At 68.8% G+C, this 17487-nt stretch carries 22 protein-coding genes; 12 read left to right on the top strand and 10 right to left on the bottom strand.

The features are described from left to right. Window positions 1–28: 28 nt before the first annotated feature. Window positions 29–1120 (top strand): aldo/keto reductase, encoded by a 1092-nt coding sequence (locus ACFQI8_RS05875; RefSeq protein ID WP_390243360.1) that lies wholly within the window; start codon window positions 29–31, stop codon window positions 1118–1120. A 48-nt stretch (window positions 1121–1168) separates the two neighbouring features. Here ACFQI8_RS05875 and ACFQI8_RS05870 read toward each other — a convergent pair whose 3' ends face one another. Next, window positions 1169–1339, bottom strand: coding sequence for an HVO_0758 family zinc finger protein (locus tag ACFQI8_RS05870; protein ID WP_390243358.1), 171 nt, complete (start codon window positions 1337–1339; stop codon window positions 1169–1171). Window positions 1340–1495: 156 nt separating this feature from the next. Between ACFQI8_RS05870 and ACFQI8_RS05865 the strand changes: the two genes are divergently transcribed. The 4 genes from ACFQI8_RS05865 to ACFQI8_RS05850 all read left to right on the top strand — a co-directional run bounded on the left by ACFQI8_RS05865 (window position 1496) and on the right by ACFQI8_RS05850 (window position 4958). Next, the gene (locus ACFQI8_RS05865) at window positions 1496–2656 is read left to right on the top strand and encodes an MFS transporter (protein ID WP_390243752.1); all 1161 of its coding nucleotides are present in this window, start codon (window positions 1496–1498) and stop codon (window positions 2654–2656) included. An 84-nt stretch (window positions 2657–2740) separates the two neighbouring features. Next, the gene (locus ACFQI8_RS05860) at window positions 2741–3847 is read left to right on the top strand and encodes a glycosyltransferase family protein (RefSeq protein WP_390243357.1); all 1107 of its coding nucleotides are present in this window, start codon (window positions 2741–2743) and stop codon (window positions 3845–3847) included. Further along, window positions 3844–4332, top strand: a complete 489-nt coding sequence (locus ACFQI8_RS05855; RefSeq protein ID WP_390243356.1) for a DUF7109 family protein — start codon at window positions 3844–3846, stop codon at window positions 4330–4332. The genes ACFQI8_RS05860 and ACFQI8_RS05855 overlap by 4 nt, the downstream gene beginning before the upstream one ends. 29 nt (window positions 4333–4361) lie before the next feature. Continuing rightward, window positions 4362–4958, top strand: coding sequence for an NUDIX hydrolase (locus tag ACFQI8_RS05850; protein WP_390243355.1), 597 nt, complete (start codon window positions 4362–4364; stop codon window positions 4956–4958). Window positions 4959–5083: 125 nt separating this feature from the next. On the opposite strand, the gene ACFQI8_RS05845 is transcribed toward ACFQI8_RS05850, so the two are convergent. Next, the gene (locus ACFQI8_RS05845) at window positions 5084–5572 is read right to left on the bottom strand and encodes a DoxX family membrane protein (protein WP_390243751.1); all 489 of its coding nucleotides are present in this window, start codon (window positions 5570–5572) and stop codon (window positions 5084–5086) included. Window positions 5573–6001: 429 nt separating this feature from the next. On the opposite strand from ACFQI8_RS05845, the gene ACFQI8_RS05840 reads away from it, so the two are divergent. Both ACFQI8_RS05840 and ACFQI8_RS05835 read left to right on the top strand, forming a co-directional pair. After that, entirely contained in the window at window positions 6002–6784 is a 783-nt protein-coding gene (locus tag ACFQI8_RS05840) for a DUF7388 family protein (protein ID WP_390243353.1), read from the top strand. 263 nt (window positions 6785–7047) lie between these two features. Then, complete coding sequence (locus ACFQI8_RS05835) at window positions 7048–8208, top strand: NAD(P)/FAD-dependent oxidoreductase (protein WP_390243352.1); 1161 nt, start codon at window positions 7048–7050, stop codon at window positions 8206–8208. Between the two features lie 45 nt (window positions 8209–8253). Here the strand turns inward: ACFQI8_RS05835 and ACFQI8_RS05830 are convergent, their stop codons facing one another. Beyond that, complete coding sequence (locus ACFQI8_RS05830) at window positions 8254–8748, bottom strand: Hsp20/alpha crystallin family protein (protein ID WP_390243350.1); 495 nt, start codon at window positions 8746–8748, stop codon at window positions 8254–8256. Further along, window positions 8745–8903, bottom strand: coding sequence for a DUF7559 family protein (locus ACFQI8_RS05825; RefSeq protein ID WP_390243349.1), 159 nt, complete (start codon window positions 8901–8903; stop codon window positions 8745–8747). Before ACFQI8_RS05825 ends, ACFQI8_RS05830 begins: the two co-directional genes overlap by 4 nt. A gap of 121 nt (window positions 8904–9024) precedes the next feature. Here ACFQI8_RS05825 and ACFQI8_RS05820 point away from each other — a divergent pair, with 121 nt between their 5' ends. After that, complete coding sequence (locus ACFQI8_RS05820; protein WP_390243347.1) at window positions 9025–10722, top strand: radical SAM protein; 1698 nt, start codon at window positions 9025–9027, stop codon at window positions 10720–10722. A gap of 176 nt (window positions 10723–10898) precedes the next feature. Here the strand turns inward: ACFQI8_RS05820 and ACFQI8_RS05815 are convergent, their stop codons facing one another. The 5 genes from ACFQI8_RS05815 to ACFQI8_RS05795 form a co-directional block, all read right to left on the bottom strand. Beyond that, the gene (locus tag ACFQI8_RS05815) at window positions 10899–11303 is read right to left on the bottom strand and encodes a TRAM domain-containing protein (RefSeq protein WP_089778982.1); all 405 of its coding nucleotides are present in this window, start codon (window positions 11301–11303) and stop codon (window positions 10899–10901) included. Window positions 11304–11367: 64 nt separating this feature from the next. Continuing rightward, window positions 11368–12096 carry a YkgJ family cysteine cluster protein gene (locus ACFQI8_RS05810; RefSeq protein ID WP_390243345.1) on the bottom strand — a complete coding sequence of 243 codons (729 nt, stop codon included), beginning with the start codon at window positions 12094–12096 and terminating at the stop codon, window positions 11368–11370. A gap of 93 nt (window positions 12097–12189) precedes the next feature. Continuing rightward, window positions 12190–12972: an MBL fold metallo-hydrolase gene (locus tag ACFQI8_RS05805; RefSeq protein WP_390243344.1), complete on the bottom strand. Its 783-nt coding sequence runs from the start codon at window positions 12970–12972 to the stop codon at window positions 12190–12192. Window positions 12973–13085: 113 nt separating this feature from the next. Continuing rightward, the gene (locus ACFQI8_RS05800) at window positions 13086–13358 is read right to left on the bottom strand and encodes a winged helix-turn-helix domain-containing protein (RefSeq protein ID WP_004971253.1); all 273 of its coding nucleotides are present in this window, start codon (window positions 13356–13358) and stop codon (window positions 13086–13088) included. 121 nt (window positions 13359–13479) lie between these two features. Then, a complete protein-coding gene (locus ACFQI8_RS05795; protein ID WP_390243342.1) occupies window positions 13480–13641 on the bottom strand; it encodes a hypothetical protein in 162 nt (53 codons plus the stop codon). 114 nt (window positions 13642–13755) lie between these two features. On the opposite strand from ACFQI8_RS05795, the gene ACFQI8_RS05790 reads away from it, so the two are divergent. Both ACFQI8_RS05790 and ACFQI8_RS05785 read left to right on the top strand, forming a co-directional pair. Further along, a complete protein-coding gene (locus tag ACFQI8_RS05790; protein WP_390243341.1) occupies window positions 13756–14511 on the top strand; it encodes a class I SAM-dependent methyltransferase in 756 nt (251 codons plus the stop codon). A 70-nt stretch (window positions 14512–14581) separates the two neighbouring features. Continuing rightward, window positions 14582–15484, top strand: coding sequence for a glycosyltransferase family 2 protein (locus ACFQI8_RS05785; protein WP_390243340.1), 903 nt, complete (start codon window positions 14582–14584; stop codon window positions 15482–15484). A 6-nt stretch (window positions 15485–15490) separates the two neighbouring features. On the opposite strand, the gene ACFQI8_RS05780 is transcribed toward ACFQI8_RS05785, so the two are convergent. Further along, a complete protein-coding gene (locus ACFQI8_RS05780) occupies window positions 15491–16315 on the bottom strand; it encodes an amidohydrolase family protein (protein ID WP_390243339.1) in 825 nt (274 codons plus the stop codon). 173 nt (window positions 16316–16488) lie between these two features. Here ACFQI8_RS05780 and ACFQI8_RS05775 point away from each other — a divergent pair, with 173 nt between their 5' ends. Both ACFQI8_RS05775 and ACFQI8_RS05770 read left to right on the top strand, forming a co-directional pair. Further along, window positions 16489–17139, top strand: a complete 651-nt coding sequence (locus ACFQI8_RS05775; RefSeq protein ID WP_390243337.1) for a helix-turn-helix domain-containing protein — start codon at window positions 16489–16491, stop codon at window positions 17137–17139. A gap of 54 nt (window positions 17140–17193) precedes the next feature. Then, a complete protein-coding gene (locus ACFQI8_RS05770) occupies window positions 17194–17475 on the top strand; it encodes a HalOD1 output domain-containing protein (RefSeq protein ID WP_390243336.1) in 282 nt (93 codons plus the stop codon). The last annotated feature ends 12 nt before the right edge of the window (window positions 17476–17487 follow it).

The raw sequence follows: 17487 nt of genomic DNA, 5'->3' as shown, positions 1-17487 counted from the left end.
TTAACAGCCGGCCGCCGTAGGCTCGCCCATGGCTACAGGACGGGCGACGTGGGCCTACCGCGACCGGTTCGGCGACAGTTTCGGCCGCACCTTCTACCGGCGGTTCGGCCCCGGCGTCGTCTCCAGTATCGGCATCGGAACCTACCTCGGCGACCCGACCGACGCGGTCGACGAGCGCTACCGCGAGTCGCTCGTCTCCGCGCTCGAACACGGCGTCAACCTCGTCGACACGGCGTCGAACTACCGACACGGGCGCTCCGAGCGGGTCGTCGGCGACGCGGTCCGCAGGGCCGACGTCGACCGCGACGCCGTCGTCGTCGCCTCGAAGGCCGGGTTCGTCCCCTTCGACCGCGAGCGCCCCGCCGACCCCGGCGCGTACGTCCGCGAGACGGTCCTCGACGCGGGCCTCGCCGACCCCGACGAACTCGCACACGGCAGTCACACCATCGCGCCCGCCTTCGTCGACGAGATGGTCGACCGGTCGCTCGACCTGACGGGACTGGACCACATCGACTGCTACTACCTCCACAACCCCGAGACGCAGTTGGCCGCCGTCGACCGCGAGACGGTGTACGACCGCGTCGAAGCCGCTTTCGAGGTGCTCGAACGCCGGGTCGCGGCCGACGATATCGGTCGGTACGGCGTCGCCACGTGGGAGTGCCTCCGGGTCGCGCCGGACCACGACTCGTACCTGTCGCTCCCCGAACTCGTCCGCCGGGCCGAGCGCGCGGCCGAGACCGTCGGCAACGACGACCACTCGCTCGAAGCGATTCAGCTTCCGTTCAACGTCGTGATGGCCGACGCGTTCACAGTCGAGAGCCACGACACCGACGCGGGCGAGGCGATGAGCGCGCTCTGGTACGCCCACGAACACGGCCTGCACGCCTTCACGAGCGCCAGCCTCGCACAGGGCGACCTCGCCGCCGAGATTCCGGCGTCGGTGAACTCGGTGCTCGCGGGCGACACGGCGGTTCAGCGGGCGCTCAACTTCTCGCGGAGCGCGCCCGGCGTGACCGCGGCGCTCGTCGGCGCGTCGTCGGTAGAACACGTCGCGGAGAACGTCGCGGCCGGCACGTTCGACCCCCTCGGGGCGCGGGCGTTCGATTCGGTCTTCGAGTGAGCGGTCGCAGACTCCGACGGGCGCTCGCAGTCGGCGGTCGGTTCGCGGTTATCTGAGCTCTTTCCACTCGCGCCCGCAGTCGCCGCAGATGCGGACCGAGAACACCTCGTCCGGGTCGTTTTGCTTCTTCAGCGACTCGCCGCACTCGGAACACGTCAGCCGCCCGTAGGTATCCTTCTCTAACTCCCCGTCTCGGAGCCCCTTCCGCGTTGTCTTCATACGCTCCCGTTTGTGCAACGAACATAAAAACCCGACGACAACCCCGTTTTCACCCCGCACGACGCCCCGCGGTCTCGTTCAGCCGAAACTGTTGTCACCTCGCGGCGCGCGGTTCCGACCGTGTCACGTGGCCGCCTCTTCGGAACGCTCTGCGGGATGGTGTTGCTCGTCAACCTCGCGCGGGTCGTCTTCGCACCGCTTCTCGGGGAGTTCATTCTCTTTTTCGAGGTCGACCGCGCCACCGTCGGCATCGTCGCCACCCTCGTCTGGCTCGGAAGCGCCGCCCTCCGCGTCCCGACCGGCTGGCTTCTCACCCGCGTTCCGAGACATCGGGTGGTGCTCGGAACCGGCGTCGTCCTCGTCGTCGCCTCGGGCGTCACCGCCAGCGCGACCACCGTCGAGACGCTGATGGTCGGCGCGGTCTCGATGGGCCTCGCCTCGGGCGCGTACTTCGTCGCCGCCAACCCACTCGTGAGCGAGCTGTTCCCCGACCGCGTCGGCCGCGCGATGGGCATCCACGGCACCGCCAGCCAGCTCGCGGCCGTCGGCGTCGCCCCCTTCGTCACGGTCGTCCTCGCGGTCGGCCCCGACCTCGTCGACCGCGTCCCGTTCGTCTCCGCGGCGTGGCAACTCGTCTTCGTCTGTGTCGGTCTCGCCGCCGCCGTCGTGACGCTCGCGCTCTTCGTCACGGCCCGCTCGACGGACCTCCCGGACGCGGGCGCGGCCGACCGCGACCTCCTCGGCGCGGCCCGCACGGAGTGGCGGGTCATCCTCACCGGCATCGTCATCCTCGGGTTCACCGGCTTCGTCTGGCAGGGCCTGTTCAACTTCTACGAGCTGTACATGGTGTCGAAGGGCCTGCCGGCGACGACCGCGCGTAACATGCTGACGGTCATCTTCGGCGCGGGCGTGCCGGCGTTCTTCCTCTCGGGGCGGCTCGCCGACAGGCTCCCGCGCATCCCGTACATCCTCGGCGTGCTCGTCTCCTTTGTCGTCTCGGTGTTCGTCCTCACGATGACGACGACCCTCGTCGGTCTCGTCGTCGTCACCGCGGTCGTCGGCTACGTCATCCACAGCCTCTTTCCGGCGCTCGACGCCTACCTGCTCGACACGCTCCCCGACGAGAGCCGCGGGAGCGCCTACTCGGTGTACTCGTTCGGCATGATGATATTCCAGGCCAGCGGGTCGGGCGCGGTCGGGGCCCTGACCGACATCGGCTACGCGTTCGACGAGGTGTTCTTCTGGTTCTCCGTCGGGCTGGCGGTCGTCGTCGCGGGCCTCATCGCGTTCCAGCGCGCCGGGCGCATCCCGAACTGAGCGGGCCGGGCGAGGGGAGTCCGAAGCCGGCAGACGACTCGGCTCTCGCCGCACTTTTGCTCGCCCGGTCCCACGACCGACACGATGGAGTACGTACAAGAGCGGGTCACGACGCTCCACGACCTCGCCGGTTCGGTCCCCGACGCCCCGACCGACCGCGCCGCCGTGGTCGTGCCGATGACAGAGCGGGAGTACGCCGGCCTCGCCGCCGACCGGGTGCTCTCGACGCTGGAGTCGCTCTCGCCGGCGCGGGTCGTCGTCCCCCTTCGCGCGCCCGCCGACCGGGTCGCCCCGTTCGCCGACTGGCTCGACGAGTACGACCTGCCGCTCGACGTGCTGTGGTGCGACGGCCCCCGCGTCGCCGACCTGCTGGACTCTCACGGTCTCGACGGCGAGCGCGGCAAGGGACGCGACGTGTGGCTCGCGCTCGGCTGTGCCGCCAGCGAGGAGTACGTCGTCGTCCACGACGCGGACACGAAAACCTACGACGAGCGCTACGTCCCGCGGCTCCTGTTCCCGCTGGCGCACGGCCACGACTTCTCGAAGGGTTACTACGCCCGCGTCGAGGAGGGGCGGCTCTACGGCCGGCTGTTCAGGCTGTTTTACGCCCCGCTCGTCCGCGCGCTCGAAGCCGAGACCGACGCCCCCGTCGTCCGGTACCTCGACTCGTTCCGGTACGCGCTGGCCGGGGAGTTCGCGGCCACCTCGGACCTCGCGGTGCGGATGCGGTCGCCGCGGAAGTGGGGCCTCGAAGTCGGCACTCTCGGCGACGCCTTCGCCCACGCCGGCTTCGACCGGAGCGCGCAGGTCGACCTCGGCGAGTACGAACACGACCACCGCTCGGTGAGCGGGCCGACCGGCCTCTCGGATATGAGCGAGTCGGTGGGACGGACGCTCCTCCGGGCGGTCGTCGAACACGGCGGGAGCGTCGAGTTCGACACGCTCGCCGACCGCTACCGCGACGCCGGACACCGGCTGGTCGAGCAGTACGCGGCCGACGCGGCGTTCAACGGCTTCGACTACGACCGCGGAGACGAGCGCGAGCAGGTCGCCACCTACGCCGATGCCATCTCGCAACCCGGCGAGGACACGCGGCTCCCGGCGTGGACGGACACGTCGCTGTCGCCCGACCAGGTGCTCGCCGCCGCGAGCGACGACCTCCGCGACGTGCGGGAGGGCGCGGGCCGATGAGCGAGGCGACCTACGACGACCTCGCGGGCGTCGTCGACCTCTTCGGCGCGCTCACCCGCGAGGAGCTGGCGACCGCGCTGGGCGAACTCGCGTTCAAACAGAGCCGCGAGACGGACGCAGACGCCCTCTCCGATACTATTTCCGACGCGGTCGACGCCTACTATCTCGTCCCTTACGAGGACGACGAGACGGACGCGGAACTCTTGACGGTCGGCCCGATGGCGTTTCCGACGCTCCCCGAGCGGGCGGAGGACCTACCGCACATCCTCGACTACCCGACCCGCGAGGTACCGCGGGGCGAACTCGCCACGCAGGTCGAAGCGCGGCTCCGCGCGGCGGCCGCGAGCGCGGTGCAGTCGGCAGATGAAGACGAAATCGAGCGTCTGCTCGATGTCACGTACGACCTCGAAGCGTGGGCCGACACCGACGTGGGGTCGATTCGCGAGCGCCTCGACGCCGCGCTGGACGCGGAGGGGCAGGCCTAAGTCGCGGCATCTCTTTACGAATCGTGACGATGGACCTCGCGGGCGTCAGCCGACACGAACCGGTGACCGTCGACGCGGGCCGGCGGGCGGCCGTCATCGCCCCCGTCCTGTTCCGCGACGAGCGGCCGCACATCCTGTTTACCAAGCGCGCCGACCACCTCGGCGAGCACCCGGGACAGATGAGCTTCCCCGGCGGCGGGCGCGAACCGAGCGACGCCGACCTGCGGGCGACCGCGCTCCGCGAGTCCAACGAGGAAATCGGGCTTCGAGCCGAGGAGACCGCGTTTCACGGCCGACTCGACGACATCCTCACCGTGACCGACTACGCCGTCTCGCCGTTCGTCGCCGCGGTGCCCGACCGTGCGTACGAACCCGACCAGCGCGAGGTGGCCGAAATCGCGGTGCTCGCGGTCGACGACCTGACCGACCGCGCGAACTACGAGTCGGAGCGCCGTGACCACCCGCAGTACGGCGAGATTCGACTCCATTTCTTCCACGTCGACGGCTACACCGTCTGGGGCGCGACCGGGCGAATGCTCGTGCAACTGCTCGAACTCACGACCGACTGGCGCGTCCCCGAGGAGGTCGACCGCGTGGTCGACCCCGACGCCGACTACCCGGTGTAGTGCCCCTCGGCGCGCGCCGACCACGGGTGCGGTCGCTCGGCGGCATCTGAATCAGTGAAAAACAGCGTCGTCGACGTCGCTTCCGTTACTCCCTCCCCTCTCTTCTTCAGCCCGCGTGTACCCCCTCAGCCGAGGAGGTTCTTGAGCGCGGGGTGCTGTTGGACGAACTCCATCTTCTCGATGATGGCGTCGAGGCCGAGGATGCGGCCCGCCGCGAGCGTCCCGACGATGGCGAACATCATCAGCCCGAACAGGTCACTGTTGACCACGCCGTGGCCCCAGTCGGCGTTCCCCAGGTAGAAGAACACCATCAGGACGCCGCCGAAGAAAGCGGCGAGCCGGACGAGTGCGCCCACGAGGAGCCCGAGACCGATGAGCGTCTCACCCCACGGAACCATGACGTTCGTGAGGTCGAGGAGCCACGGGGTCGCGGCGGCCCACGCGAAGAAGCCCTGAAGGGGCGAGGCGGCGGGGGCGTTCGCGAGGTAGCCCGCGGCGCTGAACGCCTCACCGGTCAGCTTCCCCCAACCCGCGTGGAGGAACCAGTAGCCGGTGATGAGGCGGGTCAACACGAGCACGTAGCCCGTGACGCCCCGCGAGTAGTCGAAGTCCATTCTGTTCCCCAGCATCTCGATTTGTGCGTTAGCGGGCATCTCGGTTCACCTTACATCTGAATCGTCGGCCGCGAACCCCATATAACGGCGACGCGATTTCCGAATCCATAGAACTGGGAATGACCGAAAACGGGCGTTTGAGCCTGTCACGGTTCGCTTTCGAATACTGATTGGAACTTAGAATTGTGTCCTGAATACAATCGTGTTGGTACGCGGGTGAACGCGGCGGTCTCTCGCAGTGAGACCGGCTGACACGAGCTTCGGAGCGCTCGCAGTCGGGCCGATCCGAGACATATAAACACCGCCGCGGCGAGCCAGCATCGCCGTCATCGACAGGATTTTGCCCTCCTCTACGCTATCAGTTCTCACATGGTCGCACAGACGATGGATCGCGTTCCGCGACGGTACTGAAATTTCTGTGGTGATAGTATGCTGACCGCCGAGCGCGCGGTCTCGAAAGCCGGTCTGGACGCAGTCGCACTCAAGCCCGCCGAGTGCGACGTGCGCGAGGCGCTTTCGGTCCCGCTCGACGTCGTTGCCATCGATTACGAGGGCCGCGAGCGACTCCCCGACGAGGACGTGTTGCGCGAACTCGCGGGCGAAAAAGAGGTCCGACTGACCACGCCGGTCCGCGCCGACGGCTTCGACCCGCTCGGCGACGATTCGCTGTACGAGTGGCTCCCGGACGGGATTCGGCAGGTGCTCGTGGCCGGCCACGGCGCGTACCTGACCGACGACGAGGCGCGTCGCGCGGTCGCGCCCCGTCTCCGCGCCGCGAGAGAGCGCGCGCCCGACGCGTGGGTCGGTACCGAGGGCATCGAGCGAATCGCCCTCGCCGCCGGCGGCACCCAGTACGAACTCCTCTCGCGGTCGACCCGGGGAGACGTGCGGGCGCTCCGGGCGGCCGGCTTCGACGGCGAGGTCGCGGTCTACGCCCCGACCGCCCTCACCGACGACGACGACGAGATTCTCGACGCCGTCGGCGCGTACGTCTCCCGCCGCCGCCCCGTCGCTCGCGCGCTCCCCGACGACGCCGCGACCGACGCCTCGGCCGAGGGGCGCGCCCGCGAGGTGCTCCTGAAGGCCGCGCGCGACTACGCGCTCATCGGCTCCGTGGCCGACGTGCGCCGGCGCGTCGACGACCTCCGCGACGCCGGTATCGACCTCGTGGTCGGCTACCCCGCTCGCGGCGTCGACGAGTTCGCCGAGTAAGTCGTCCACCGCCCGCACCTCCGTACTCTCCCCTCGCGTCCTCTCCACCGACACCGGTGGCCTTTTACGCGGTCGCCGAAGAGGACAGGTGACGGCACGGTCGGGTGGCTCCTTTCGGACCCACGTGGTTTCCACGCGGGCCACGGCCGGCCGACCTACCCCGTCTCTCTACACATCCCGAGCGACTGCACCGCGCAGTTCTCGACCACTCGAACGACCGGCGAGCAACCGCCATTCAAGTCGGTCGCCGACGGAGACGGGGCATGAACGAATCAGCGCGCGTCGCGGTCGTCGGCGCGGGCGCGGTCGGCCTGACGACCGCCTTCGACCTCGCCGAGCGCGGGGCGCGGGTCACGCTGTTCGAGCGCGACGCGCCCGGCGGTGGGACGACGGGCCGCGCCGCCGGCATCTGCTACGACGCTTACGCCGAGGACATCGACGTGGCCGTCGCCGACCGCGCGATGGACCGCTTTCGGAGCCTCTCGGGCGAGGGCGAGTTCGCCTTCCACGAGACGCCGTACGTCTTCCTCGCGCGCGAGGGCGACGACGCGGCGGCCGCGGCGCTCGAAGAGTCGGTCGAACGAATGCGCGTCCACGACCGCGCGGTGTCGCTCGTCGACGCCGGCGAACTGGCCGACCGGTTCCCGATTCGAACCGACGACGTGCTCCTCGCGGGCGTCGCCGAGAACGCCGGCTGGGTCGACCCCGCGGCCTACGTGGACCTGTTCGTCGAGAAGTGCGAGTCCGCGGGCGTCGAGTTCCGCGTCGGCGACGCGGTGTCGCTCCGGGTCGACCCGCCCGGCGTCGCCGCCGACGACGTGGTGACCGCCCGCTTCGACGCCGTCGTCGTCGCGGCCGGCGTCCACTCGCGCCGCCTGCTCGCCGACGCGGGCCACCCCATCGCGCTCAGACCCTACCGGGCGCAGGCGCTCGTCGCCGACTGCGACTACCGCGGGCCGACCGTCTACGACGCGACAGCGGAGTCGTACCTGCGGCCGCACCCCGCGGGCGTCCTCGCGGGCGACGGCGTCGAACCGGTCGAACCCGACCCCGACGACTGGGACCCGACCGCGGACGACTGGTTCGTCACCGACGCCCTCGACGCGGTTCGACACCGAACCGGCATCGGCGGCTTCGACGAGGCGACCGTCGAGACCGACTCACCGGTCGACCGCGCGTGGGCCGGCCTCTGCGGGGCGACCCCGGACCGGAACCCGCTCGTCGGCGCAGTCACCGAGAGAATCTTCGTCGCCGCCGGCTGGCACGGCCACGGCTTCATGTGGGCTCCGGCAATCGGCGAGCGACTCGCGGAGGCGGTGCTCGGCGACGGTGAGGCGTCGATACCGGACGCGTTCGACCCCCGCCGCTTCGACGGCGACGAGGAGTTCGCGGTGGTCGAGGGGATGACGCTCGACGGCGACTAACGCGAAAAGGAGATGCGTCGGGGTCGTCGCGGTCGAAACTGAGACTCAGGCGTCTTGGTCGTCCACGTCGCCGAAGTCGACCTCGTCGTCGGCGTCGGACCCGTCGTCGGCGTCCGCGTCGCCTTCGTTTTCTTCTTCGGTCACGGCGATGTCGCTCGCGCGCTCGTCCTTGGGAATCCGAATCTGGAGCGTGCCGTTCTTGCCGACCGTGGCGGTCCCCTCGGCGGCCTCGACCGAGGCGTCGGAGGGGATGGTCGCCTTCCCCGAGAGCGTGAGACCGCGGCCGGGGAACCGCATCTCGTAGCCCTCGTGGAAGTCGCGGAAGCGGTCGATGCGAATCTCGACCTCGCCGTCGAGGAAGCGGACCTGCACGTCCTCTGCGCGCGCGCCGGGCGCGTCGAAGACGACCAGATAGGCGTCTTCGGATTCGAGCAGGTCGTGGGCCAGCGGCTTGCGCTCCTGCATCTGGCTGACGCCGCGGCCGACACGTTCGAGGACGGCGTTGGCCGCCGACTCGCCGAACTTCCGCAGGTCGCTCATAGTTGAATCTCCTCCAGGAAGCGGGACTCGCCGCAGTACGGACAGGAGAACTCCGCCACCGTCACGTCGTCGGGCATATCGTAGGTGTAGTGCAGCTCGAACATGTCGAGTTCGCAGTCCTCGTTGGCGCACTTGACTTCGAGGGTCGCGGGCATGGCCGTCAGTTACGCTCCCACGCTCATAAACGCGCGGGAGGCGGAAGCGCCCCCACGACGCGGCGCGGGGCCGCGACCGCCGACCGGTTGGGTTTTCCGCGTCGAACCCGAACCGCGACCGATGACCGACCCCGCCGACCTCACCGTGACTATCGTCGACGGATACGTCGACGAGCCGGCGCATTTCGGCGTGCCGCCGTACATCTCGACGTATCCGAGGTTCACCGCGGGTGCGGTGGTCGACGCGGGCGTCCCCGAGTCCAACGTCGTCTACCACACCATCGACGAACTCCGCGAGGACAGACAGAAGTGGCGCGACGTGGCCGACGCCGACCTCATGATTTACATCGGCGGCATGACCGTCCCCGGCAAGTACGTCGGCGGGACGCCCGCCGAACCCGACGAGGTGCGCGAACTCGCGTGGGTCGCCGAAGGCACCGCCCTGATGGGCGGGCCGATTCGCTTCGGCGTCGGCGACGAGAACGCCGGCGGCCAGGACATGGAGCGCAAGAACCTCGACTACGACTTCGTCGCCAAAGGCGACATCGAGGCGGCCGCCTACGACCTCGTCGACTCCGGGCTCGAAGGCTTCGGCAACCGCATGCGCGACAACGAGGAACTCGACCGCTGGGCCGCCACGGGCGCGTTCGTGATCGAACAGCACCCGAACCACCCCGACCATCTCATCTGCGAGATGGAGACCTCGCGGGGCTGTGCCTACCGCTGTTCGTTCTGTACCGAACCGCTGTACGGCAACCCGGCGTTCCGCACCGCTGACTCCGTCGTCAAGGAGGTCGAGAACCTCTACGACCGCGGCGCGCGACACTTCCGGCTCGGCCGGCAGGCCGACATCCTCGCGTTCGGCGGCGACGGCGAGGCCCCGAACCCCGACGCGCTCCGCCGCCTCTACGGCGGTATCCGAGAGGTCGCGCCGGACCTCGGCACGCTCCACCTCGACAACGTCAACCCCATCACCATCGTCGGCTGGCCCGAGAAGTCACGCGAGGCGCTCCGCATCATCGCCGAGCACAACACGGCGGGCGACACCGCGGCGTTCGGCCTCGAATCCGCCGACCCCGTGGTCCAAGAGGAGAACAACCTCAACGTCTCCGCCGACGAGTGTTTCGAGGCGGTCAAAATCGTCAACGAGGTCGCCGGCTGGCGGCCCGGCGACGACCCCGCGGACGCGCCGACTCACGGCTCGAACGCCGCGAGCCGCCTACCGAAGCTCCTCCCCGGCATCAACCTCCTCCACGGGCTGAAAGGCGAGCGCGAGGAGACGTTCGAGCACAACAAGCGGTTCCTCCAGCGCGTCTACGACGAGGGCCTCATGGTCCGCCGCATCAACATCCGGCAGGTGATGGCGTTCGACGGCACCGACATGTCCGACACGGGTGCCGACATCGCCCGCGACCACAAACAGCTGTTCAAGACGTACAAAAAAGAGGTCCGCGAGGAAATCGACCAGCCGATGCTCCGCCGGGTCGCCCCCGCGGGGACGGTCCTCCCGAACGTCCACCTCGAATACCACCAAGACGGTCGGACGTTCGGCCGTCAGCTCGGAACCTACCCGCTTTTGGTCGGGATTCCGGGCGAGCGCGAACTCGGAAAGACCATCGACGTGGCCGTCGTCGACCACGGCTACCGCTCCGTCACCGGCGTTCCCTACCCGCTCGACTTCAACGAGGCGTCGATGGACGAACTCACCGCCATCCCCGGCATCGGTCGCTCGACCGCCGGCGACATCGTGGTGAATCGCCCCTACACTGACGCGGCCGACGTGGGCGTCGACGCCGACGTGACGAAGTACGTTCAGTAGGGTTTTCAGCCCTCGAAACTCCGCTCTTCACCTGCAACCGCGCTCTCCCTTCGCGCTCGAAACGCCCGGCGCGTTCACTCGCAAGCGTGGTGCGTCGTTCACTTGCAGTCGTGGTCTGTCGACCCGGGGGAGACGTCCCATCGAGCGAGGGGCGTCGAACCGCGAAAAGAGCGCCGTCAGAAGTCGTCTTCGACGACTTCGCCGACGGCGAAGTTAGACTTGACCTCGGTGATTTCGACTTTCACGCGCTCGCCGACTTCGGTGCCGGGGACGATGATGACGTAGCCGCGCTCGACGCGGGCGATACCGTCGCCCTGCTTGCCGATGTCCTCGATTTCGACGTAGCGGAGTTCGCCGGCTTCGACGGGCGGTTGCGGTTCGTTCGTGGGCGTCGGTCCGGCGTTCGATTCGGACTCGGCGGGTTCGTTCGACTCGCGGGAGATGAGCGCGACGCGGTAGGTCTCGCCGGGTTCGACGGTCCCGGTCTCGACCTCGCGGCGCGGAATTTCGACGACGTAGCGGTCGTCCTCGGTGCGAACGTCAGCATTGAACAGACACAGGAGTTTATCTGAGATTTCCACCGTAAGACCTCCAATATGTGGTCAGGCCGGAGTGTTAAAGATGTACCGCAGTCAGCGGATTCGACTACTGAACCCGCGTCCCGTCGGGCCGTTTCGCCCCCTCCGAGTCGTGGACGACGACCTCGCCCGGGCCGGTCTCGACCGGTTCGTAGGCGTCGGTGACGCCCCGCGCCTCGCGTAGCTCTCGAATCGCTCGCTCTTTCAGCGTCCGCGCCAGTTCCTCGGCGTCCTCCCGGGAGATGTCCCGGCCGAGGCCCTCGCACTCGTGGGCGCGGACGACGCCCTCCTCGTCGACGGCTTCGCCCATCGGCTGGCTCGTGCCGCCGAGGGCGACGCTGAACGGGTAGGTCTCGCAGATGAGCGGCCGGTTTTCGTGGACTCGACAGCCACCCCGTCCGTCGTCGTCTTCCTCGTAGAATCGGCAGTCGCCGCAGGCGGTCGTCTGGAGCGCCCACTCGAACGTCTCTCCCTCGGGGCCGTCGTCGCCCTCGGCGAGGCCGTAGGGCATCGGACGGGCCACGTCTCGCCACTCCATCGGGGTTCCCGACTCGCCGCCCGAGTCGTCTCCGCCGGCCCCATCGCCGTCGGGGTCGGCGGCTCCGGCGGCGTCCTGCAGGGCGCGCACCTCGCCGGGGAAGACGGTCGCCGTGTGCGGTTCGGGGCCGTCGTCACCGTCGTAGCCCTTACAGCAAGCGCCACAGCGCGTGCATTCGAAGCCGATGGACTCGATTGCGTCGGCGAGTTCCGACACGTCGAGGTCGCGGGCGCGGTCCAGCTCGGCGTCGAGGTCCATACCCGCGATGCGAGCGCGAGCCCAAAGAGGGGCGCGGTTTTCGGGGAGCGCGAGCCTCGGCTACCCACGACTCCGATGCCGACGACGCACGAGCTACCGCGGTTCCACCCGCTCGGTCTCGGGGTCCCACCGGACCCGACGCTCGGCGGCCAGTTTCTCGATGTGCGCGACGACCGTCGCGCGGGCGAGGTCGCGCACTGCGGAGACGTCCTTGTCGTAGGCGGCGTCGGTCACGGCGTCCGGCGTCGCGTTCCCGGCGAGCACCGCGTCGAGGACGGCCCGCTCGCGGTCGTTTCGGTGCGCGACGAGCCGCGAGAGCGTCGCCCGCGGGTCCGTGATTTCGGGGCCGTGGCCCGGTAGCAGTCGCTCGGGGCCGCGCGCGTGGAGTCGCCTGAGCGCGACGAGGTACGCGCGCACGTCGCCCTCGGGCGCACCGACGACGACGCTCCCCTCGGCCACCGCGAGGTCGCCGCAGATGAGGGCGTCGCCGGCGACGAAACTCACGTGGTCGCGGGCGTGCCCCGGCGTGTCGAGCACATCGACGCCCCCGCCGACGGGGACGGTCGTCCCCTCGGCGAACGTCCGGTCGGGTTCGATTCCGGTCGCCGCCGAGAAGGCGCGCTCGCGGCCGCGGCGACACCAGACCGTCGCGCCCGTCTCGCGGGCGTAGGCGGCCACCGCGCCGACGTGGTCCGCGTGGGTGTGGGTGACCGCGAGGTGGTCGACGTCCTCGCGCGCGACGAGGTCGTCGAGGTCGTCGGTGCGGGCCGCGGGGTCGACGAGCAGGCTATCCCCGCCCTCGGCGACGAGGTAGGCGTTGGTCGCGCCGGTCGGCGCGCGGGTGGCGACTGGGACGGAGATGCGCGTGACGTGCATGGCGGCGGCTACGCTCGCCGGCGTGTTAGGTGGTTCGAGAGAAGTGGTGGCTTGGTCTGCGGGAGTGCGCCCCCGCGGGCGGTGGTCTGTCGCGCTATCGGTGGACCGCGCGCTTACGTGTTGAGAAAGTAAACCTGCTTTCGCGCGTCCTTGAAGGAGTAGCGCGAGCCGACGAGGTCGGACTCTTCGAGACGGTTGAGCGCGTAGCGGACGGTGCGGTCCGGCAGCAGCGACTCCTCGGCGAGTTGGCCCTGCGAGAGGGGCGCGTCGCTTTCGAGGACTTTCGCGACGAGCTTCGCGCTCGGGGGAAGCTCGCGGAGGCGCTCTCGGAACTCGGCTTCCGAGAGCAGGTCTTCAGTATCTGGCTCTGCAGAGGTGGTGCTCATACCCGTCACAGTCGGTTGCTCCGTGTTAAGAGTTAGCTACAAGTGTGTGAAAAGAATCCAGACACATAATACACATATTAATATCGTGCGTTTGTTGGAAAATCGACCGCGAGTAGGCGTCTCACTCCGTGTTTCGAATCGTATCGACCGGCTGAGTGCCGAGTCGATAGCTCCCGAGCGGCGCGTGACAGTCCGGGCAGTGGACGACGAGCCGCCCCTCGCCGATGTGCCGTGTTAGCACGTCAGTCTCGCAGGTCTCTCCACAGTTTCTGCATGTTGGCATGTCGCACAATACGCGCTCAGCGGACGAACACCTCACTCCCATCGCTCGCCGGACCCCGCTACCGCACCGCGTATCCAGTACCGTTTTACGGTCCCCCCCGCGACTATGCGTAGCGTGAAAGGAAAGGAGTGGTACCAGGCCGACGAGGTCGCCCAGGAGTACGACTCGAAGCGGTTCTCCAAGGGCGGTCGGCTCATCGACCGGCGAGAGAAAGAGGCGGTCCTCGCGGCGCTCGGTCCCGTCGAGGACAAGAACATCCTCGAAATCGCCTGCGGGACCGGCCGGTTCACGGTGATGCTCGCCCAAGAGGGGGCGAACGTCGTCGGACTGGACATCTCGCGGGCGATGATGGTACAGGGCCGGGAGAAGGCTCGCAGGGCGGGGGTCGCCGACCGCATCGAGTTCCTCCGCGGCGACGCGGCGCGACTGCCGTTCCCGGACGACCACTTCGACGCGGTGTTCGCGATGCGCTTTTTCCACCTCGCGGACACCCCGGCGAAGTTCTTAGCCGAGATGGCCCGCGTCTCGAAAGGGCAGGTGTTTTTCGACACCTTCAACGACGGGAGCCTCCGGGTGGCCTACAACTGGTTGCTCCCGATGGGGTCGCGTCTCTACTCGGAGGGCGACGTGCGGCGACTGCTCGGCGACGCAGGCCTCGACCTCGCCGGCGCGAACCACGACTTCGTCATCCCGTTCGGCTTCTACCGGAAGGTCCCCAACGGCATCGCACAGCCTTTCCGGTCGCTGGACCTCGCCGTCGGCGACTCGCCGGTCGGCGACGACCTCGCGTCCGTGTCGTACTGGGACGCGCGGGCCGAATCCGCAGACGAGGCGTCCCGCGCGGCGACGCGGGCGAGCGACGCCGAGTGAGGCGTTCTCACGGCAGTTTTTAACACGGTTCTCGATTCACATTTAAGTACGTCCACCGCAACTGTCGGGTATGGACCTCTCGGTTGTGCTCCCGACGCTCAACGGTCGGGACCGGCTCGCCACCAGCCTCGACGCGCTGGCCGAGCACGCTCCCGACGCGGAAGTCGTCGTCGTCAACGGCCCCTCCGCCGACGGCACGACCGGGATGGTGAGAGAGCGCGACGACGTGGACGTGCTGGTCGAAATCTCCGACCGCAACCTCAACGTCGCTCGCAACGCCGGCCTCGAAGTCGCCGACGGTGACGTGGTGGCACTCCTTCGATACGACCTCTCCGTCGAGTCGTCGTGGCTGTCGGCGCTCGAAGACGGCATCGCAGACGCCGACGTGGTCACCGGGCCGATGCACCAGACGCTCCGCAACGGCATGACGACCGAGTCCCTCGAACGGAACGCCATCGGCGGCCGCTCGGTGACGTACTTCAACGGCGGCAACGTCGCGTTCCGCCGAGGGGCCATCGACGCCCTCGACGGCTTCGACGAATACCTCCAGACAGGCGGCGCGCGCGACGCGGCCCACCGCCTCGCCGGCTTCGGCCGCTCGGTCGCGTGGGCACCCGAGATGTGCGTCCGCCGTGAGTTCGAGGCCGACGGCGGCGTCTCCGAGCGCGACTGGGGCTGGAAGTACCGCTCTCTGGCCTATCGACTCGTGAAAAACTACGGCGTCAGACCCGGGACCGTCACGCGGACGGCGAAACACGCGATTTCGGACGGCGTCGGAGCCGCCCTCGGCGTCGTGAAAGGCGACGTGACGCCGTCGGGGTGGGCGGGAACCGGCCGCGACGTGCTCGGCGGTATCGCCACTGGCGTCTCCGACGGGTTGGTCGCCCGCGCCCGCGACCGAACCCGCACGCGGAACCCCCACGGCCGGTCGAAGCGCGCCGACCGCGCCGTCGCCCGCTACGACTGGCGCTGACTCGCGTCACTGTTCTCCGGGAGCGAGCGCCTCGATGACCCGTGCCGCGTTCTTCGAGAACGCCTTCGCCAGCGCGTCTTCCGACACGTCGAGCGTCAGAATCTCCATGACGCCCACGTTCGGGTGGGTCTCGGGCGCGCCGCTCCCGAACAGCACGCGGTCCGGGTGTTCGAGCAGTGCGCGTTCGAGCACGCTCCGATAGCGGACGAAACTCGTGTCGAGATAGAGGCCGTCGTGGTCGTCGAGGAGGTCGATGGCCTCGTCCATCAGCTCGCGGTCGAGCGGGAAGCCGCCGAAGCTCGACAGGATGACCGGGAACCGCCCGAGCAGGGACTCGGCGACGGCGCTCGGCTCGAAGTCCCGTCCGCCTTCGACGAAGACGGGGAGCCCCACGTCTTCCAGCATCGCGAGCGTCTCGTCGTCCGGGAGCCCGTCGACCGCCGGCGCGAGCGAAAAGCCGTGGAAGCGGTCGTCGTAGGCGTACTGCTCGATGTCGTCGGGGTCGGCGTGGTGGGCCGCCCGCGACGACGTGAAGTTCCGGAGTCGCGCCGAGGGCCGGCCGCTCGGGTCGCGCGGGCCGTTGATGCGGGCGAACGCCAGAAACGGTCGGTCGACGCTCATCCGCGCGACCGCGTTGTTCGGCCGGAGGTAGCTCTCCTCGCCCCGCCGTGTGCCCGGCGAGACGACGGCGCGGACGACGCCCGCCTGATGTAGTTCGCGCTCCAGTCGCTCGGGGCTTATCTCCCGCCCGCGCGCCGCGACCGACCGCTCGTCGGGGTCGAGACGGGCGTTCACGTCCACGACCCTGAACCCGTGTTCCAACTCCAGCATTGTGGAGTCACTCTCCGGTGGCCGCCAAATAGGTTGCAGAATCCGCCGCGCTCGTTTCACCGAGTTCACAGTACCGTGTCGTTCGTTCACCGACGCCTGACGTTCATTCGTTCACGACGGTACGGAGAGACGCTGAAGCGCGGTTTTTTGCCCTCCTCCGCGAACCATCACTCGTGTGCCTCATCGTCGAGGTCGTCGCGCCGTTGTCCGCGCTCCCGTTCGGTCCCGCAGTCGAGGAACACGACGTCGAACTCGAACTGGAGCGGTCCGTCCCGACCGCCTCGCGGGCGGCGTCGTTCGTCTGGGTTCGCGGCCCCGACGCCGCGTCGTTCGGGAGGCCAGCGGGGTCGCTTCCGAGCGTCGACGACCTCACGCTCATCGAGTCAGTCTCGGACCGGGCGCTCTACGGCGTCACGTGGAACGTCTCCGAGACGCCTATTTTGGCGGCGTTGGTGGCGCGCGATGCGGTTCTCTTGGAATGTCGCTCGACCGCCGATTCGTGGTGGCTCAAGCTCCGGGTGTCGTCACACCGCGTGCTCACTGATCTCAGACGCGAGTGGGCGGCACACGGCATCGACACCGAGTTCGACCGCATCACGTCGGTCGCGGCCGAAGAGGCACCGGCGGGCGAGCGGCTGACAGACACGCAACTCGAAGCCCTGCTTCTCGCGCTCGAACGCGGCTACTTCGACGAACACCGGGGCACGTCGCTGGACGAACTCGGCGCGGAACTCGGCATCTCGCGACAGGCGGTCGCCGCCCGACTGAAACGCGCGTACCGGACGCTCGCAGAGCGGATTCGGGACGAGCGACCCCCACAATAACGGGTTACATAATCAACCCACACGAATAGGTCGCCGACTACCCATTCGGACTGTATGGACGACCCGCTCGAAGATGGAGCAGGGTCCGTGGTAACTACCTCCGTCGAACGGTACGACGAGGTGGCGGTCGCCATCGCTTCGGCGGTCGCGACGGCCACGGAACTCAGCCCACTCGAACTCCCGCCGCTCTCCGATATCGGCGTCGACCCCGAAGCGCTCGACGTTCTCTTTCATCCCTCTCACGACCCGTCTCGACGGTTCTCGTTCCAGTACGCGGGCCACCTCGTCTCGCTGTTCGGCGACGGGACGCTCACCGTCGACACCCTCGACGAGTAGCGACACCCCCCG

Origin of the sequence: Haloferax chudinovii (assembly GCF_042663345.1) — an archaeon.
GTDB classification, from domain to species: domain Archaea; phylum Halobacteriota; class Halobacteria; order Halobacteriales; family Haloferacaceae; genus Haloferax; species Haloferax chudinovii.
Note: the sequence above shows the minus strand (reverse complement) of the source record. Positions and strands in the feature narration are given on the sequence as shown.

Excerpts from the sequence above, each read along its gene's own strand:
- ACFQI8_RS05875 (WP_390243360.1), top strand. The coding sequence starts at position 29 with ATGGCTACAGGACGGGCGACGTGGGCCTACCGCGACCGGTTCGGCGAC.
- ACFQI8_RS05870 (WP_390243358.1), bottom strand. The coding sequence starts at position 1,339 with ATGAAGACAACGCGGAAGGGGCTCCGAGACGGGGAGTTAGAGAAGGAT.
- ACFQI8_RS05865 (WP_390243752.1), top strand. The coding sequence starts at position 1,496 with ATGGTGTTGCTCGTCAACCTCGCGCGGGTCGTCTTCGCACCGCTTCTC.
- ACFQI8_RS05860 (WP_390243357.1), top strand. The coding sequence starts at position 2,741 with ATGGAGTACGTACAAGAGCGGGTCACGACGCTCCACGACCTCGCCGGT.
- ACFQI8_RS05855 (WP_390243356.1), top strand. The coding sequence starts at position 3,844 with ATGAGCGAGGCGACCTACGACGACCTCGCGGGCGTCGTCGACCTCTTC.
- ACFQI8_RS05850 (WP_390243355.1), top strand. The coding sequence starts at position 4,362 with ATGGACCTCGCGGGCGTCAGCCGACACGAACCGGTGACCGTCGACGCG.
- ACFQI8_RS05845 (WP_390243751.1), bottom strand. The coding sequence starts at position 5,572 with ATGGACTTCGACTACTCGCGGGGCGTCACGGGCTACGTGCTCGTGTTG.
- ACFQI8_RS05840 (WP_390243353.1), top strand. The coding sequence starts at position 6,002 with ATGCTGACCGCCGAGCGCGCGGTCTCGAAAGCCGGTCTGGACGCAGTC.
- ACFQI8_RS05835 (WP_390243352.1), top strand. The coding sequence starts at position 7,048 with ATGAACGAATCAGCGCGCGTCGCGGTCGTCGGCGCGGGCGCGGTCGGC.
- ACFQI8_RS05830 (WP_390243350.1), bottom strand. The coding sequence starts at position 8,748 with ATGAGCGACCTGCGGAAGTTCGGCGAGTCGGCGGCCAACGCCGTCCTC.
- ACFQI8_RS05825 (WP_390243349.1), bottom strand. The coding sequence starts at position 8,903 with ATGCCCGCGACCCTCGAAGTCAAGTGCGCCAACGAGGACTGCGAACTC.
- ACFQI8_RS05820 (WP_390243347.1), top strand. The coding sequence starts at position 9,025 with ATGACCGACCCCGCCGACCTCACCGTGACTATCGTCGACGGATACGTC.
- ACFQI8_RS05810 (WP_390243345.1), bottom strand. The coding sequence starts at position 12,096 with ATGGACCTCGACGCCGAGCTGGACCGCGCCCGCGACCTCGACGTGTCG.
- ACFQI8_RS05805 (WP_390243344.1), bottom strand. The coding sequence starts at position 12,972 with ATGCACGTCACGCGCATCTCCGTCCCAGTCGCCACCCGCGCGCCGACC.
- ACFQI8_RS05800 (WP_004971253.1), bottom strand. The coding sequence starts at position 13,358 with ATGAGCACCACCTCTGCAGAGCCAGATACTGAAGACCTGCTCTCGGAA.
- ACFQI8_RS05795 (WP_390243342.1), bottom strand. The coding sequence starts at position 13,641 with ATGCCAACATGCAGAAACTGTGGAGAGACCTGCGAGACTGACGTGCTA.
- ACFQI8_RS05785 (WP_390243340.1), top strand. The coding sequence starts at position 14,582 with ATGGACCTCTCGGTTGTGCTCCCGACGCTCAACGGTCGGGACCGGCTC.
- ACFQI8_RS05780 (WP_390243339.1), bottom strand. The coding sequence starts at position 16,315 with ATGCTGGAGTTGGAACACGGGTTCAGGGTCGTGGACGTGAACGCCCGT.
- ACFQI8_RS05770 (WP_390243336.1), top strand. The coding sequence starts at position 17,194 with ATGGACGACCCGCTCGAAGATGGAGCAGGGTCCGTGGTAACTACCTCC.